Annotated in this window: 13 protein-coding genes and 1 pseudogene; 7 read left to right on the top strand and 7 right to left on the bottom strand. The window is 46.0% G+C overall.

The window, feature by feature from the left end; genetic code table 11:
- Positions 1-93: 93 nt before the first annotated feature.
- The 6 genes from R8N49_RS03910 to R8N49_RS03885 all read left to right on the top strand — a co-directional run bounded on the left by R8N49_RS03910 (position 94) and on the right by R8N49_RS03885 (position 6,522).
- Positions 94-1,167, top strand: coding sequence for a polyamine ABC transporter substrate-binding protein (locus tag R8N49_RS03910; RefSeq protein WP_017820893.1), 1,074 nt, complete (start codon positions 94-96; stop codon positions 1,165-1,167).
- An 86-nt stretch (positions 1,168-1,253) separates the two neighbouring features.
- Positions 1,254-2,228 carry an ornithine cyclodeaminase family protein gene (locus R8N49_RS03905; protein ID WP_005377853.1) on the top strand — a complete coding sequence of 325 codons (975 nt, stop codon included), beginning with the start codon at positions 1,254-1,256 and terminating at the stop codon, positions 2,226-2,228.
- Positions 2,229-2,284: 56 nt separating this feature from the next.
- Positions 2,285-3,199 (top strand): dihydrodipicolinate synthase family protein, encoded by a 915-nt coding sequence (locus R8N49_RS03900; protein ID WP_005377851.1) that lies wholly within the window; start codon positions 2,285-2,287, stop codon positions 3,197-3,199.
- A gap of 73 nt (positions 3,200-3,272) precedes the next feature.
- Positions 3,273-4,394, top strand: coding sequence for an ABC transporter ATP-binding protein (locus R8N49_RS03895; RefSeq protein ID WP_005377849.1), 1,122 nt, complete (start codon positions 3,273-3,275; stop codon positions 4,392-4,394).
- On the top strand, positions 4,391-5,671 hold the full coding sequence (locus R8N49_RS03890) for an ABC transporter permease (RefSeq protein ID WP_186584313.1): 1,281 nt from the start codon (positions 4,391-4,393) through the stop codon (positions 5,669-5,671). Before R8N49_RS03895 ends, R8N49_RS03890 begins: the two co-directional genes overlap by 4 nt.
- A 2-nt stretch (positions 5,672-5,673) precedes the next feature.
- Positions 5,674-6,522 (top strand): ABC transporter permease, encoded by an 849-nt coding sequence (locus R8N49_RS03885; protein WP_104975268.1) that lies wholly within the window; start codon positions 5,674-5,676, stop codon positions 6,520-6,522.
- A 120-nt stretch (positions 6,523-6,642) separates the two neighbouring features.
- Here the strand turns inward: R8N49_RS03885 and R8N49_RS03880 are convergent, their stop codons facing one another.
- On the bottom strand, positions 6,643-7,077 hold the full coding sequence (locus R8N49_RS03880) for a hypothetical protein (RefSeq protein ID WP_042521922.1): 435 nt from the start codon (positions 7,075-7,077) through the stop codon (positions 6,643-6,645).
- A gap of 302 nt (positions 7,078-7,379) precedes the next feature.
- Between R8N49_RS03880 and R8N49_RS03875 the strand changes: the two genes are divergently transcribed.
- On the top strand, positions 7,380-9,824 hold the full coding sequence (locus R8N49_RS03875) for a collagenase (protein ID WP_017820899.1): 2,445 nt from the start codon (positions 7,380-7,382) through the stop codon (positions 9,822-9,824).
- Positions 9,825-9,984: 160 nt separating this feature from the next.
- Here R8N49_RS03875 and R8N49_RS03870 read toward each other — a convergent pair whose 3' ends face one another.
- The 6 genes and pseudogenes from R8N49_RS03870 to R8N49_RS03845 form a co-directional block, all read right to left on the bottom strand.
- Positions 9,985-11,781: an aminopeptidase P family protein gene (locus R8N49_RS03870; RefSeq protein ID WP_017633962.1), complete on the bottom strand. Its 1,797-nt coding sequence runs from the start codon at positions 11,779-11,781 to the stop codon at positions 9,985-9,987.
- Positions 11,781-12,773 (bottom strand): ABC transporter ATP-binding protein, encoded by a 993-nt coding sequence (locus tag R8N49_RS03865; RefSeq protein ID WP_158173840.1) that lies wholly within the window; start codon positions 12,771-12,773, stop codon positions 11,781-11,783. Before R8N49_RS03865 ends, R8N49_RS03870 begins: the two co-directional genes overlap by 1 nt.
- A 9-nt stretch (positions 12,774-12,782) precedes the next feature.
- On the bottom strand, positions 12,783-13,766 hold the full coding sequence (locus R8N49_RS03860; protein ID WP_258489338.1) for an ABC transporter ATP-binding protein: 984 nt from the start codon (positions 13,764-13,766) through the stop codon (positions 12,783-12,785).
- Between the two features lie 10 nt (positions 13,767-13,776).
- A complete protein-coding gene (locus tag R8N49_RS03855) occupies positions 13,777-14,709 on the bottom strand; it encodes an ABC transporter permease subunit (RefSeq protein ID WP_005377839.1) in 933 nt (310 codons plus the stop codon).
- A 9-nt stretch (positions 14,710-14,718) separates the two neighbouring features.
- A pseudogene (gene oppB, locus R8N49_RS03850) lies at positions 14,719-15,638 on the bottom strand (oligopeptide ABC transporter permease OppB).
- Between the two features lie 144 nt (positions 15,639-15,782).
- Positions 15,783-17,393: a peptide ABC transporter substrate-binding protein gene (locus R8N49_RS03845; protein WP_318189866.1), complete on the bottom strand. Its 1,611-nt coding sequence runs from the start codon at positions 17,391-17,393 to the stop codon at positions 15,783-15,785.
- Positions 17,394-17,649 lie beyond the last annotated feature (256 nt).

Raw genomic sequence — 17,649 nt, 5'->3', positions numbered from 1 at the left:
TATTAAATGCTAATGTTAACTTAATTTTAACAAAAATGGTGTCCAACAGCCGTACTCGGATGCCTCCAGAAAAACAACCAAAAGGAGTAAAACATGTCACGAATGACCAAAGCACCATTGGCGCTGTTGATTTCAGGAATGCTGTTGGGGGCCTCTGCTTATGCTGAAGACAAATTGACGGTCGTATCTTGGGGTGGTGCATTCACCAAGAGCCAAGTGGAGGCATATCATAAGCCTTTCATTAAAAAAACAGGTGTTGAGATCGTATCCGAGGATTTCAGCGGCGGATTAGCTGAAATTAAAGCACAGGTGGAAGCGAACAACGTGCGCTGGGATTTGGTTTCTCTCGACAAGCCAGACATTGTTCGTGGTTGCGCCGAAGGGTTACTAGAACCAGTGAACCCAAGTATTTTGCCTCCGGGCGCAGATGGAACACCAGCACAAGAGGATTTTATTGATGGTGCGATTCACGAGTGCGCAATCAATACCATCGTAGTGTCCACTGTATTAGCGGTGAACGAAGACGCGTTTAAAGGTAAGGCTTTGCCAAGCAAGTTGACCGATCTTTTTGACCTAAAAACTTTTCCAGGTCGACGTGCATTGCAAAAACAACCTCAGGGCAATCTTGAGTGGGCACTATTGGCTGATGGTGTAAAGCCAGAAGAGGTCTACAGCCTGCTCGAAACCGAAGCGGGGCGTGAGCGTGCTTTTGCTAAGTTGGATACGATCAAATCAGAAGTACTGTGGTGGACAACAGGTGCCCAGCCACCTCAAATGCTTGCAGACAAAGAAGTGGTGATCGCCTCGGCGTTTAACGGCCGAATCCACAATGCCCGTAAAGATGAGGGTCAACCATTTCGGATTATATGGGACCGTCAAATGGGTTACATGAATGGATGGGCGATACCTAAAGGGAGTGAGAACACAAAGCTTGCATTGGACTTCATTGCTTTTTCTTCAGGAACAAAACCATTAGCTGATCAAGCTAAGTACGTTGCCTATGGGCCTACGCGTAAGTCGTCTTCGGCGGAGGTGAACCCAGACATTTTAGCGAACCTTCCTACCGCACCTCAAAACTTCCAAACCGCCTTCCTGATTAACGATGAATGGTGGTCAGACTACGCGGATGAACTCAATGAAGAGTTCAATACCTGGCTGCTTAACTAGGCGTTAATTTGTGTATGGGGTCGAGTTTTCATCCATAAGCGAGGTTCCGTACTTTCCTCAACTGTATTTATGTTTTCGGAGAAATGATGAAAGTCATCGAAGCACAGCAAGTCGCGCAATGTTTAACAATGAAGTCTCTTATTGAAACGATGCGTGAAATGTACTCGCGGCCAGCAACAATACCTCAACGCCGAGTCATGCCCTTAGAAGAGGGAGAATACGAGGCGTTTGCGCTACTTCCAGCTTGGAACCAGGAGTTGATTGCGGTGAAAGCCTTTACGTATTTCCCGCATAACCCTGAGCAAGGCAAAGATACGCTTGCATCTAAGCTGCTTGTTTTTAGACGAAACGATGGTGAGCCGCTCGCACTCGTGGACGGTAAAGTTTTAACGTTTTGGCGCACCGCCGCAGCTTCTGCGTTGGCAGCGGACTATTTGGCGCGTCCCGATGCTGATCGTCTGTTGATCTGCGGAACGGGCAATCTTGCGCCTTATTTTGCGTGGGCATACGCTGCGGTTCGCCCACTTAAGCAGGTTTATATTTGGGGGCGTAACTCAGATAAAGCCGAGGCGACGGTAGATGCCATTGTGTCATCTTCAGAGTATCAGTCGCTTCCTGATGAGCGTCGGTTTCGCGTTTCAGTCGTAGAAAAAGTGGACCACGTTATCAAACACGTTGACATCATCAGCTGTATTACTGCATCAGCAGAGCCTTTGTTTAATGGCGCAGACGTGCAGCCGGGCACCCATATTGATTTGGTCGGTAATCATGACTTGGACAAGCGTGAATGTGACTCCGAAGCAGTGCAACGAGCACAGGTGTATGTTGATAGCCGTATTAATGTATTAGCCGAAGCGGGCGATCTTCTCATTCCAATTCAAGAGGGCGTATTCACGTCAGACGATATCAAAGGGGAATTACCGCAGCTTTGCGCCCAACAAATCTCAGGACGTCAAAACGATGAGGTCATTACTTTATACAAATCAGTTGGCAGTGCTTTGGCTGATTTGGCCGCTGTAAAGGCGGTGTTGTTAGAAAATGGCATAGATAGCCATGTCTGAGCATTTTCGCTCGTTCATTTAAATTGCATACAATATACATATAAGGAAAGTAGTTCATGAAAATTGATTGGAAAGGTGTTTATCCGGCGGTCAGTACGCAATTTCGTCAAGATCAGTCAATTGACTTAGACGCAACGCAAACCGTTATAGACAACCAGATTAAAGATGGTGTGAATGGCATTATCTGCTTGGGTACTGTCGGTGAGAACTGCGCGTTGTACCCGGAGGAGAAACGCCAGGTTTTGCAAGCGGCAAAAGAAGTCGTAAATGGCCGTGTGCCTTTGATTGCTGGTACAGCAGAGTCTATTACCACAGCAGCTGTTGATTACATGCAGGATGCGTACAAAATTGGTATCGATGGTTGTATGGTGATGCCTGCCATGGTTTACCGCACGTCTGAGAGCGAAACGTTCGAATATTACCGCACGCTAGCAGAAGCAACGCCAGAAATGCCAATCATGATTTACAACAACCCGGTTGCTTATGGTGTCGATGTAAACCTCGATATCATGGCGAAACTGGCTGAGTTTGAAAGTATTGTAGCTATCAAAGAGTCGACCACTGATACTCGTCGTATCACCGAGCTTTACAATAAATTTGATGACCGCTTTACCGTGTTCAGTGGTGTTGATGACATCGCTCTTGAATCATTGATGCTAGGTGCGACCGGCTGGATTTCTGGTTTAACCAACGCATTCCCAGAAGAGTCCGTTGCGATTTATAAACTGGCAAGCCAAGGTCGTTATGCTGAAGCGTTAGAGATCTACCGTTGGTTCTTACCCCTACTGCGTTTAGACACCATTCCTACGCTGGTTCAGTGCATAAAATTGGCCGAGCAAGTCTGCGGACGTGGCTCTGAACAAGTTCGTGCGCCACGCCAACTCTTACAAGGTGAAGAGCGTCAACAAGTCATTCAAATGGTTGAACATGCGTTAGAAACCCGCTTAGACCTATCCAAATACAATCTGTAATTGTGCTGTTTAGTAGAGCGTTAACTGACGCTCTACTCATTCGTAATATTCAAAAAATGAGAAGAGGGAAGTCATGAGCACGGAAAACAAGGACTATGTCAGCTTTCAACACGTTAAGAAAACCTACGATGGCACGAATTTGGTGGTGAAAGACTTCAACTTAGATATTACTCCTGGAGAGTTCGTTACTATGTTGGGGCCGTCAGGATCGGGCAAGACCACTTGCTTGATGATGCTAGCAGGCTTTGAAACTGCGACCGGTGGAGACATTTATATCGATGGCGTTCCTGTCAATCATCTCGCGCCGCACAAGCGCGATATTGGTATGGTGTTTCAAAACTATGCGTTGTTTCCACATATGACCATTGCTGAGAATCTTGCGTTTCCTTTAAAGGTGCGAAAACTCGACAGTGACACGATTCAAAGCAAAGTTCAGAGTGTATTAGAAATGGTCGAGCTTGAGCATGTTGCGACTCGATACCCGAAGCAGTTATCAGGTGGTCAACAACAGCGTGTTGCGTTAGCGCGAGCATTAGTGTTTGAGCCTAAACTCGTGTTGATGGATGAACCACTAGGCGCGTTAGATAAGCAGCTGCGTGAGCAAATGCAGATGGAAATTAAACATTTGCATGAAAAGCTTGGCATTACCATTTTGTATGTGACGCACGATCAAGACGAAGCTCTCACTATGTCCGACCGTATTGCGGTTTTTAATCACGGCGAAGTGCAACAACTCGCGACACCAACCGAGCTTTATGAATCTCCGAGTAATACGTTTGTTGCGCAGTTTATCGGAGAAAACAACCAACTCTCAGGTTTAGTCAAAGAGTGGAACGGAAAGTATTGCCAAGTGCTCGTTGGGAAAGAGTTATTTACTGCGAAACCTGTCAGAGTCTCTGAGCAAGGGCAGAGAACAACACTTTCCATTCGACCAGAAAAGATTGTTATTCAACCAGAGAAAGCGTCTTGTGAGAACCAAGTCTCGGGCGTCCTACGAGAATTGATTTATCACGGTGATCATTATCGTCTGGTCGTCGAAGTAGAGAGCGTTGGTCACTTCATCGTTAAAGTACCTAACGATAATCGTAAACACTTGCAGTTAACGCCTGGCTCAATTTGTCGTATTGGTTGGCAAAGTGACGATTGCCATGCTCTTGATGGGACACAAACTCAAAGTAGCGAGGTAGCAGCATGAGTCGAGAGCTAACCGCATTAGATTCTGTACTGGAAATCGAACGCCAAGTTCATGAGCAAGAAACCAATCTGAAAGCGCAGCTGCAAAAGGCAGAGCGCCGAAAAAAGCTTCGCTCCATTATGCTCACAACGCCATTGGTGTGTTTTATTCTGCTTACGTTTGCTTTTCCTATCCTCGACATGCTTTTTCGAAGCGTGGATAACCGAGAAATATCCCAGTCACTCCCACAAACTATTCAAGCTTTAGAAAGTTGGGATTATCAAGGTCAGCCTCATCAAGAAGTCATTGAGGCATTCTCTGTTGAGGTACTTGCGCTTTATCAAAGCAAAGAGCTACCGAAAATAGCCAACCGGATGAATATTGAAGAGTCTGGTATGCGCAGTTTACTCATGAAAACCGGCAGAAAGTTGTCTCGGTTGACGTCGCTGCCGATCTCGGTGACACAGCTAGCTAAGCTGGATAAGCGTTGGGCTAATCCTAAATATTGGGCGGCGTTTAAGAATCTTAGTGGCGCATTAACATTCAGTCATTATCTTGCAGCGCTAGACTTGCAAGTGAATGAGTTTGGAGACATTGAGCCCCAACCAGAAAAACGCCAAATATACGTCGACCTTTTCTTTAAAACTTTTTGGATGTCTATCTCAATCACCTTAATTTGTTTGGTGATGGCGTACCCCGTTGCTTACCTGCTTGCCAATTTACCTGATAAGCGCGCGAACTTACTTTTAATTATTGTGCTGCTGCCATTTTGGACATCATTATTAGTCAGAACCACGTCTTGGATTGTTCTGCTGCAAAACCAAGGGGTCATTAATGATCTCCTTATTTGGTCGGGTTTTACTTCTGAGCGAATTCAGATGATTCACAATACCTTCGGAACGGTGGTGTCTATGGTTCACATTCTGTTGCCGTTTATGATCCTGCCTCTGTATAGTGTAATGAAAGGAATTAGCCCAACTTATTTCCGTGCCGCTCGTTCTCTAGGCGCGACGCCTTTCATTGCGTTCATGAAAATTTATATGCCGCTTACGTTACCTGGGATAGGTGCGGGGGCCTTGCTCACTTTCATTCTTTCTATTGGTTTCTACATTACGCCCGCTTTGGTTGGTGGAAGAAGCGGACAGATGATCTCCAATATGATTGCCTATCATATGCAGACATCACTGAACTGGGGGATGGCTGGCGCATTGGGTGGACTGCTTTTGTTCGTTGTACTGGTTCTGTTTTATATGTTCAACCGTGTGATTGGCATTAACAACCTTAAGGTAGGGGGATAACCATGGCATTACCAAACTATGCATCAAAAGTAGAGCGAGTTGCTTACGCAGGTTACTTAGCTTTTTGTGGGGGGGTGCTGTTCTTTTTAATCGCTCCAATTCTGACCATCATCCCGTTATCGTTTAATGCAACGCCTTACTTTACTTTTACCGAGGGGATGTTAAACCTTGACTCTGCAGCGTATTCTACTCGCTGGTATCAAGAAATGTTTACTAGTGATCAGTGGCTGTTGGCGCTGAAAAATAGCACGTTCATTGCTTTTATGGCGACACTCGTTGCAACAGGGCTGGGAACTCTGGCGGCGTTGGGTTTAGCAAGTAGTAACTTGCCTTTTCGCAATACGATTATGGCGCTGTTGATCTCGCCCATGATCGTACCAGTCATTATCTCTGCTGCTGCGATGTACTTTTTCTACACACGCCTTGGCTTATCACAAACTTATTTAGGCGTCATTTTGGCACACGCTGCGTTAGGTACGCCTTTTGTCGTCATTACCGTTACTGCGACGTTAAGCGGCTTTGACCATAGCTTGGTAAAAGCGGCGGCTAGCTTAGGAGCAAACCCTGTTTATACTTTCAGACACATTACCTTTCCTCTGATTCGTCCGGGGATGATTTCTGGCGGCTTGTTTGCTTTTGGCACTTCGTTCGACGAGGTTGTGGTGGCGTTATTCCTGACTGGGGCAGAACAAAAAACCGTTCCTAGGCAGATGTGGTCAGGAATTCGAGAGCAAATCAGTCCGACTATATTGGCGGTCGCTACGTTGCTGATTTTTATGTCGGTGTGTTTGCTCGTGACTTTAGAAGTTCTACGTAGGCGTAATGTACGCATTCGAGGCATTCAAGAATAACCAAACTTTTTCTTTGTTGCTCGCTACGCACTTTTGTTTAGGTGCTCCTCAATTTTTGACCAAATGCGCCTCATTGTAGGCGCTTGTCTTTTGTGTTTATCATCAGCGATGACTGACATGTCACTCCTGTAGATTAATGCCAGCCTGCTCGAAACGTGCCAAAGGCGACTTGTTTGATCGCTGATACCAACTAGCTGGCATGTTTGGTTTAAGTCGGGCTTTCTCTTCCTTGCTAATCACAACATAGTGCAAAAACGCATTAAGTGTGGTTACCATCACGTTAAACGTCATTTCCCCATCTTTGCTGATGGATTTCAATAACCCAACGACGGTTTCCTCAGAGACTAACGGTTCAACCACCGCCTTTTTTCGCTCTTTTATTGATGTTGAAGCGGGCAGTCTTGCACGTGCCGTCTCCCAACAAACTTTGTTGGTTTTACTGACAAGGTTGTGCTTGTAGCAGTAGTAACTGAATAAAAAGCGTGGCAGGTTTTGCCAGCGTTCGGCTTGGACTTCTAACCAAAGATGTTGTAGCTCAATATCAGCGTCGGTCATAGGAGTTGTTTAGCAAAAAGAAAAGAAACCATTTTATCGCTTTTGTGAGGAGCAATAAAAGATATTTGAATGGAAAGATAAACAACTAGTTGATCAATATTACTAAAGCAAATCGATTTCTGGCAAGCTCGTGCAACGGCAACTCGAGTACCAAAAACTGACACCGTCACGTTCAGTTGTTAACAAAATGTTTCATCTTGTCTTGCGAGTAGATTATATGGAGATGCTCTTGCAGTAATAAGGGCAGTGGCGATGCAAAAGACGTAATGCATTTAAGGAAAACTCAATATAGAAGAAATTAGATGGAACTGAAGACTTTGAGTGTCGCGATTGCGACAACATTAACCAGCACTGGCGTATTTGCGTTAAGCGAGCCAGTTTCTCAAGTTACAGAGCAACATGCACATTCGGCTCATACACACGGTGTTGAATCCAATCGAGTTGAATACCAACCAACCGCAACTCTCCCTATTCAGCCCTCCAAGGCAACTCGAGTACAGTCACTTGAAAGCCTTGATGAGTCGAGCACTGCTTGTGATTTGGAAGCATTGGTTACCGAAAGCAGTAACCAATTGATCAGCGAAATTTTAAGTCAGGGCGCGACGTGCGTGAACCAGTTATTCTCTGCTGAAAGTCGGATTCAGGAGTCGGTATTTAGCTCCGATCATATGTACAACATTGCGAAGCGCACTACGACATTGGCGAAGGGGTATACAGGTGGCGGGAGCGATGAACTCGAAACGTTTTTCTTATACTTGCGCGCGGGTTATTACGCCGAGTTTTACAATGACAACATCTCATTTATTGAATGGGTTACCCCAGCGGTGAAAGAATCCGTGGATGCGTTTGTTAATAACGCAAACTTCTATGAGAACAGCGACCGTCACGGCAAAGTGCTTAGTGAAGTCATCATCACTATGGATAGTGCGGGCTTGCAGCACGCGTACTTACCGCAAGTGACCCAGTGGCTTACACGTTGGAATGATCAATACGCCCAGCACTGGTATATGCGCAATGCAGTTAACGGTGTTTTCACTATTTTGTTTGGTGGGCAGTGGAACGAGCAATTTGTGCAAATAATTGGCAACCAAACGGACCTTGCCAAAGCTTTAGGCGATTTTGCTCTGAGGGCATCATCAATCGGTGCTGAAGATGAGTTCATGGCCGCGAATGCGGGGCGAGAGCTCGGGCGTTTAACCAAGTATACGGGTAACGCGAGTTCTGTTGTGAAGAGTCAGCTGAGTCGAATCTTTGAACAGTATGAAATGTATGGTCGGGGTGACGCGGTTTGGCTTGCGGCGGCGGACACTGCCTCATATTACGCAGATTGTAGTGAGTTCGGAATTTGTAATTTCGAAACTGAGCTAAAAGGCTTAGTGCTATCGCAAACTTATACTTGTAGTCCAACAATTCGAATATTGTCCCAGAATATGACGCAAGAGCAACACGCGGCCGCATGTTCTAAAATGGGTTACGAAGAGGGTTACTTTCATCAGTCATTAGAAACTGGTGAACAGCCAGTAAAAGATGACCACAATACTCAGCTCCAAGTCAATATCTTCGATTCAAGCACCGATTATGGTAAGTACGCAGGGCCAATTTTCGATATTAGTACTGACAATGGCGGTATGTACTTGGAAGGCGATCCTTCCCAGCCGGGGAATATTCCCAACTTTATTGCTTATGAAGCCTCTTATGCGAACGCGGATCACTTTGTCTGGAACTTAGAGCACGAATACGTGCATTACTTAGATGGTCGATTTGATCTCTATGGAGGGTTTAGTCATCCAACTGAAAAAATAGTGTGGTGGAGTGAAGGCATTGCAGAGTATGTCGCTCAAGAAAATGACAACCAAGCAGCACTTGAGACGATTTTAGACGGCTCGACATATACCTTAAGTGAGATTTTCGAGACTACTTATGATGGGTTTGATGTCGATCGAATTTATCGTTGGGGGTACTTAGCTGTACGTTTTATGTTTGAAAATCATAAAGATGACGTAAACCAAATGCTGGTGGAAACACGCCAAGGGAATTGGAGCAATTACAAAGCAACGATCACCCAATGGGCGAATTTATATCAAAGTGAGTTTGAGCAGTGGCAGCAAGCCCTTGTCTCAAATGGTGCACCTAATGCAGTCATAACCGCAAACAACAAGGGGAAAGTCGGTGAAAGCATTACATTTAGCAGTGAAAACAGTACAGACCCAAACGGGAAGATCGTCAGCGTCTTATGGGACTTCGGTGATGGCTCGACAAGTACACAAACCAAGCCGACGCACCAATATGGGAGTGAAGGGGAGTATTCGGTCAGTCTAAGTGTGACAGACAGTGAAGGCTTGACGGCAACCGCCACTCATAGTGTTGTTATCTCAACGTTGGGCGGTAATGACACATTGCCACAAGACTGCGCGGTGCAAAGTAAAGTAAGCGGTGGGCGCCTAACAGCAGGAGAGCCTGTTTGCTTGGCAAATCAACAAACCATTTGGCTGAGCGTGCCAGCGGTGAATGAGAGCTCAAATCTGGCGATAACGACGGGGAACGGTATGGGCAACCTAAAGCTTGAATACAGTAACTCTGGTTGGCCGGATGGTGCTAATCTTCACGGGTGGTCAGATAATATTGGTAATGGAGAGTGTATTACGTTGTCAAATCAGAGTAACTACTGGGGCTACGTTAAAGTCTCTGGTGACTTTGAGAATGCCGCCATCGTCGTTGATTTTGATGCTCAGAAGTGTCGTCAGTAGGGCATTTTAACTGCATCATTTTAATTTAATTGATCGCCTCGCTAACATTGCGGGGCGTTTTTGTTTTTCACGCCGTTATCTCTATAAAAAAACCAGCCCGAAGGCTGGCAAACAAGGAGTTTGAGATGAAAATGAAAACGTTATAAAGCTTGCTGATATCCTATTTCTCAATAAGTTGGGTTGTGCGTTGAAGCCAGTTTTTATCTTGCGTATCAAGAAAAGGGCTAAGTGCTTGATAGACTCGTGAATGGTAATGATTGAGCCAGTCTAGCTCTGCTTGATCTAGCATTGATAAATCAAGGGCGTTGGTCGCAATTGGAGCAAGAGTGATGGTCTCAAAACCGTAAAACGTGCCGAACTCATTTTGTTCTACTTCTACAACTTTAAGAATGTTCTCTATTCTTACCCCGTACTCACCTTCGCGATAAACGCCTGGCTCATTAGTAATGACCATACCCGGTTTTAGTTCAACCTCGTGGTGGCTTTGCGAGAAATTTTGTGGGCCTTCGTGAACATTCAAGCAAATGCCCACGCCGTGTCCAGTGCCGCACTTGTAATCAATACCATGTTGCCATAAGACGCCACGCGCCATGATATCAAGATTGGCACCCGTAGAGCCTTTCATGAATCGAGTCTGAGTCAGTCGGATGACCGCTTTGAGCACCAAGGTATAATCTTTGCGCTGCTTAATGGTCGGTGACCCGAAGTGGAAAGTACGGGTGATGTCTGTTGTCCCGCCAAGGTATTGGCCACCAGAATCGACGAGAAAGAAGTTGCTTTCATTGACTGCCGCATTGCTTTCTTCATCGGCGGCATAATGCATTTTTGCCCCGTGAGCTGCGAAGCCTGCGATAGTGCGGAAACTGTCACTCACATAATGTCGGGTTTGACGGCGATAGTGATTCAGTTGTGCCTCAGCAGACAATTCTGTAACGAGTCCGCTTGGAACTTGCTCTTCGAGCCAGTTCATAAACCTTACGATTGCCACACCATCATCTGTTAATGCCTGTTCTAGGCTAGTTAGCTCGGTCGCATTTTTTATGGCCTTCATTGCCGTTACAGGGCAAGCCATTGGCTTTAGATTCACATTCCCTTCAATCGAACTCACCAATAAGCTGTCTGTGTGGGTCGGGTTAAAAGCGAGCGATAATCCCTCACATTGCTGATTCAAATACTGACTTACGTAGTTGTAATGGCGAATGTGTACACTCTGATCGGTCAGCGCTCTTTCAACGTCTTGAGGCAGTTTGGCTTTATCAATAAACAGTGTCGCAAGTGATTGCTCTACGACTAGATAGGCTTCAGAAACTGGGCAGTAATTCGTATCACCACCTCGAATATTCATTGTCCACATGACATCATCTAGCGTTGACACTAATAAGCTATCTACTTGGTTCTCGGTTAACCAAGAACGGATTCTCGCTAACTTATTTTCAGTGTCAACGCCAGCAAAAGCGGTGGGGTGCTCGAATACGGGTGCACTTGGGCGAGGTGGTCTTTCAAGCCAAATCGGTGTGAGTAAATCCAGGTCGAGAATGATCTTAATGTTTTTCGCTTCAAAGGTTTGTTTGAGGCCTTGATAAAAAGCGTAACTGATGGCGCGCCCGTCAACCGCGATAATACTGTTTTCTGGTAGCGTGGTAGCCAGCCATTTGGCAACTGTCGGCGTTTCTGGTTGTTTGGCTTTAAACAGTTCAAGTCCTGTGCCGTGTAACTGTTCTTCAGCTTGAATATAGTAACGACCATCAGTCCACAGGCCACCACCTTGTTGGGTAATGACGACATCGCCTGCTGAGCCGGTAAAACCTGAAATCCAGCTTCGCGCTAACCAATGATCCGCTGAGTATTCACTGTTATGTGGGTCATTGTTGGTCACGATATATGCAGACACGTTGTGAAAGGACATTGCCTCACGCAATAACGTAAGGCGTTGGTTTACTGAGTTAGTATTGTTCATTAAATGGTTCCTAAAGTCATATTTGAGCAATAGATATGATGCTGCTCCGAGCCTGTTTTTATTGGGTTCTGTTGCCCGCATACTTCTGTTGCTTCTGGGCATCGAGTACGAAAAACGCAACCGCTCGGTGGATTAAGTGGAGAAGGAAGGTCGCCGGGCAATAGTTGTATTTCACGGTCACGTGCTAATTGCGGATTAGCTATCGGGACAGCAGATAACAGTGCTTTGGTGTAGGGGTGTTGTGCATCATCAAATACTTGATCGTAACGTCCTACTTCCATAGGTTTACCAAGATACATCACCATAACGCGGTCGCTGATATGGCGCACCACGCTTAAGTCATGCGCAATCATCACCAGTGTTAACCCCATTTCTTGTTTAAGATCATCTAGAAGATTGATGACCTGAGCTTGTATGGAGACATCTAGTGCACTAACGGGTTCATCACACACGACCAAATCTGGATTGAGAATTAACGCTCTAGCAATGCCCACACGCTGGCATTGACCTCCGGAAAATTCATGTGGATAGCGGTTTCGCTGGCTCGCCAAGAGACCCACTTTATCCATCATAGCGATGACACGCTTTTCTACCTCAGCCCGTTTAAGTTGCGGCTCATGGGTGAGCAGTGGTTCGGCGATGCATTCTGAGATGGTTAACCTCGGATTCAAACAAGCGGATGGGTCTTGAAACACCATCTGAAATTCTCTACGTCGAGAGGAAAGCTCTTTCTTACTAAACCCGAGCATGTCTTGACCTTTCCAAGTCAACTCGCCATGTGTAGGTTCAATTAAGCGAAGTAAGGCGCGTGCAAGTGTTGATTTTCCGCAGCCTGATTCCCCCACAATGCCAAGTGTCTCACCTCGGTAAACATCTAAGTCGATACCATTGACCGCTTTCACGATTTTACGTCGACTTGGAATAAGGTGACGCGACACAGGAAAGTGGACGTTTAAATCACGAGCAGACATGAGGACTTCTTTTTTATTCATAACGCCTCCTTAAGCTTTTATTTGAATAGGAGTGATAACACTGGGTGCGTTAACGTGACAGGCAATGGACTGGCTCGTGTTTAATGGAGAAAACCGTGGGGTTTCGTATTGGCAACGCGTCTCTCGATGCTCGCACCGCTCTCTAAACGGACACCCTTGATGGTTAATCAACGCACTTGGTGGGTTACCTGGGATGGTTGGTAAACGTGGCATATCTTCAGTGATAGAAGGAATAGCCTTTAGCAGGCCTTGAGTGTAGGGGTGCGCAGGTTGAGCGAACAATGTCTCGGTATCTGATTGCTCCATTTTTTGACCACCATACATGACCAATACGCGATCACACATCTCGGCGACGACGCCCATATCGTGAGTGATCAGTAAAATTGCGGTGTTGAACTCTTGTTGTAAGTCTCGTAATAGCGTCAAAATTTGAGCTTGAACGGTTACATCTAATGCGGTGGTTGGTTCGTCTGCAATTAACAACTCGGGCTTACACAACAACGCCATCGCTATCATGATTCGCTGACGCATTCCGCCAGATAATTCGTGAGGGTATTGATTCATCCGAGTTTCGGGAGAGCGAATACGCACCGCATCCAACATGTGAATCGATTCCATTTTTGCTTGTTTTCGGCTCATTCCTTTATGAATCATGAGAACTTCACAAAGCTGCTTGCCAATTTTCATGAATGGATTAAGTGACGTCATCGGATCTTGAAAGATCATTCCGATTTTCTCTGCACGGATGCGGTTGAGCTGCTTTTTCGACATCGCGAGTAAATCATCACCGTGGAACATTGCGCTTCCAGACACGGCGCCGTTGTCCGCGGTTAACCCCATTAATGAGAAAACAGATTGGCTTTTTCCCGAACCTGATTCCCCAACAATCCCAAGAGTTTCGCCCGCTTTAATCGAGTAGGAGAGATTACTGACCGCTTGCACTTGCCCATCTGGCGTATCGAAGCGCACGTTCATGTTTTCAATAGATAGCATGGGTTTGTCCTTATCGGTCTTTCGGGTCAAGAGCATCACGTAAGCCATCGCCGATGAAGTTAAAACAAAAGAGGGTGGCAACTAAAAACAGAGATGGAAAAAGCAGCATCCATAATGCAACGTCAATCGTTTTTGCGCCTTCGGAAATTAGGATTCCCCAGCTCGTGTCTGGTGGTTGAACACCAAGCCCTAAGAAGCTCAAAAACGATTCGAACATAATGAATCCTGGTACCATTAAGGAGGAATAAACCATCACGATTCCAAGCACATTAGGCAGAACATGGCGTCGGACAATTGTCAATTTAGAAACCCCAATAGAGTGTGCGGCTTCGATGAACTCTCTCTTTTTTAGACCGAAGGTGACACCACGTACAACACGGGCAATGCCCAGCCAAGATACCATTCCGATCACGATAAAAATCAGGTAGATGTTGTTGCCAAAAAGGGTAACAAACAGGATAACCATAAACATAAATGGCACCGAATCGAGCACCTCAATAATGCGCATCATTACGCTATCGACAACGCCGCCAAGATAGCCGGAAATACTTCCCCAAATCGTACCAATAACAACGGCGACTAAGGCGCCAACAAAACCTACCAAAATAGAGAGCCTGCCACCTTGCATCGTGCGAGCGAAAACATCTTGCCCGAGATCATCGGTACCAAAGTAATGGCCACTGCTCAGTGAAGGTTTCCCTAGCTCGTATGGATCGATGAGTACTTCCCAGTCAATTTCATCATGGCCAAAAGCGGCAAGAGAGGGGCCGAAAGTGATGCATAAGGTAATGAACGCCAAAACATACACTGATGTCATCGCGGCTCTGTTTTTACGAAATCGAGTCCATGCATCCTGCCAAAGACTGCGACCTTCGACGGCTTCAATATTGTCGACGACTTGATCTTGAAGAGCTTGTGTATCCAGTTTTTTGATCGTTAACATGCCGGACTCCTAAACGCGTATACGAGGGTCGATAATCGTATATAGCAAGTCGACCACAAGGTTAAAGAAGATAGTGAGTGAAGCGACAATCAGAGTAATGCCCATTACTAGGCCGTAGTCGCGGTTGAGAGCACCAGACACAAAGTGTTGTCCCATGCCACCTGTACCAAAGAAAATGTCGATAATTACCGAGCCTGTCACGACAGACACAAACGCAGGGCCGAGCATCGCAACGACGGGAATCAGGGATGGTCGCAAAGCGTGATGGAATAAAATGTAGGTTGTGGACAAACCTTTGGCTTTTGCCGTTCGAATGTATGGTTGGTTGAGCGTTTCAATCATTGCGCCACGCATGACGCGTGCAATACTCGCAATGGAGCCAATCGCTAGGCTGAGCACGGGAAGAACAAGAAAAGCCAGCTTTCCTCCTTCCCAACCACCAGCAGGGAACCAGCCGAGCTGAATAGCGAAGATCATGACTAAAACTGGAGCAAGCACGAAAGCCGGAACCCAACTCCAGTCATCGAAAGTGTCATCAGGCCGTAATCTAGGCGGCTATTTCGGTTCAATGCCGCAATGGTGCCAAGCAACATGCCAAGTGGAACGGAAATACAAAAGGAGAGTACGCCTAATACTGCTGAAACTGGCCATGATTGTGCGACGAGCTGTGTAACACTGAAGTCTTGATAAACGAAGCTCGGACCGAGATCTCCTTGTATGAAATTACCAATGTAAATCCAAAACTGAGTAAGGAAGGGCTGGTCCAAATGGAATTTTGCTTCGATATTCGCACGTACCACCTCTGGCATAGGCCGTTCCATATCAAATGGCCCCCCTGGTGCAATGTGCATCAGCCAAAATGATACGAGTGCGATGAATAGAAGCGTGGGGATAGCGATAGCTAATCGCTTAACAATGTACCAAATCATGATCCATCATCCTTTGGTCATCCGAAATCACTTCGAACGGTTATGAATAAAAAATGGTCTGAGCTCAGGTTGCCTTCTCCACCGAGAGATATGAGGAACGGCAAGTAAACATTGAACTTGCCGACTCAGACCGAAAACATGCTTTTAGTGGGCTTTTACATAGACATTCTTGCGGTAGTACGACGACTCAGGGTTTGTCAGTTCGTAGCCGCCCACGTAAGGCTTGATGAGGTATTGATCGTTACCCGGACGATAAATAGGAATAAGGGCCATGTCTTCAATCAGCATGCTTTCTGCTTGTAGATACAGTTCTGATGGGTTGCTCATGGTCTTTGAGCGAGCCATTAACTCGTCGTATTGCGGGTTGTTATATCGAGAATCGTTGTACTCGCCACTAGAAACGAAGATATCCAACCATGTAGAGGCTTCATTGTAGTCGGCCGTCCAGCCGCCGCGAGTAACGTCGGTCGGCTCTTTAAGTGCGTAGAACACTTTCGGTTCTAGCTGTTTTATCGTGACTTGCGCACCCAATCGGCTTTTCCACATGCCTGCCATGGTGGTTGCCATTTTTACGTCCATCGAGAAAGTTGGTACGGTAAACGTTAACTTAAGCGGATTGCTTTTATCGTATCCAGCTTCTGACAGTAATTGCCGCGCTTTTTCGATACGTTTATGGCGGTTCCAAGTTGCGAACTCAGGAGTGTGAGATTTAAAACCATCTGTTTGAGGTGGCACAAGGGTATACATTGGAACCCCACCGTTTCTCAAAATAGCACTCGTTAACAGTTGACGGTCAATGGCATATGAGAGGGCTTTACGAACTCGCACGTCTTTTGTTGGCCCTTGTTGAGTGTTGAGGTAATAGAATGTGGAGCCAAGAGACGCACTGGTGCTTGCCACTTCTTGCGGGCGTTGTTGAATTAACTTTTTCTTCTGAGCGGCAGGAATGGAAACCGCTTGGTCTATCTCACCAGCTAGGTAGCGGTTTAGCACTACGTTTGCATCACCAATTGGTAGCCAGGTGACTTTTTCCAGCACTACATTGCTTGCGTCCCAATAATGTGGATTTTTAACCATCACCAGTTTTTCGTTAACTTTCCATTCAGAGACAGTAAACGCACCATTTGTAACGATATGTTCTGGCTGGGTCCAACGGTTGCCATGTTTTTCAATGCTCGCTTTATGAACGGGGGCAAGCACTGGATGACTTAATAGTTTCGTAAAGAAGGGAATAGGCTCTTCGAGTGTTACCTGGAACGTTTTTTCATCCAGCGCCTTCACGCCCAAAGACTCGGGTGCGGCGTCGCCTTTCATAATGGCTTGCGAGTTTTCGATATTTGGAATGGCCGCAAACCAAGCGTACGGTGAAGCAGTGCTTGGATTCAGTAAGCGTTGCCAGCTGTAGACAAAATCTTGTGCAGTGACCGTTTCGCCATTTGACCATTTTGCATCACGTAAGTGGAAGGTATAAACCGTATTGTTGTCATTGACTGACCAAGACTCAGCAACACCAGGAATGGTTTTACCTTGCTTATCTTGAATGACCAGACCTTCAAACAGGTCTCGACCAAGATTAAAAGCGGGCTCTGCGGCTTGCTTGGCTGGGTCAATAGAAGTAACTTCAGCCCCATTGTTTAGCGTAATTTCTTGTGTCTCATCGAGGGTCACACCTGCGGGATACGGCGCGGCATAGCTTGATGTTGCCAGTATTGGACTCATCATCGACGTTAATAAAAGCAACTTAGGTAATTTCATCCTTGTCTCACTCTTTTCATCCTGAAAGATGCCAAAAATGTATATTGTATAAATTGTCTACACAATCGAGTTTTAACATTACTGTAACAGGGTGTCGGGTGTTGAGCTGTCTGGTCTCAAAAAGTGAGCTAGGGGAATTTCTTTGAAGATCTGATATCAAGTTGGCATGACGGGAAGTAATTTTGCTTCGATACAAATTAAAATCCCCTTCAAGCACAGGCTAGAAGGGGAAGATAGTCAGTCTGCTCTTCAAAAG

The sequence above is a fragment of the Vibrio sp. 1978 genome, from assembly GCF_033344345.1.
The sequence above is the reverse complement of the archived record's forward strand: the minus strand, read 5'-3'. Positions and strand labels throughout refer to the sequence as shown.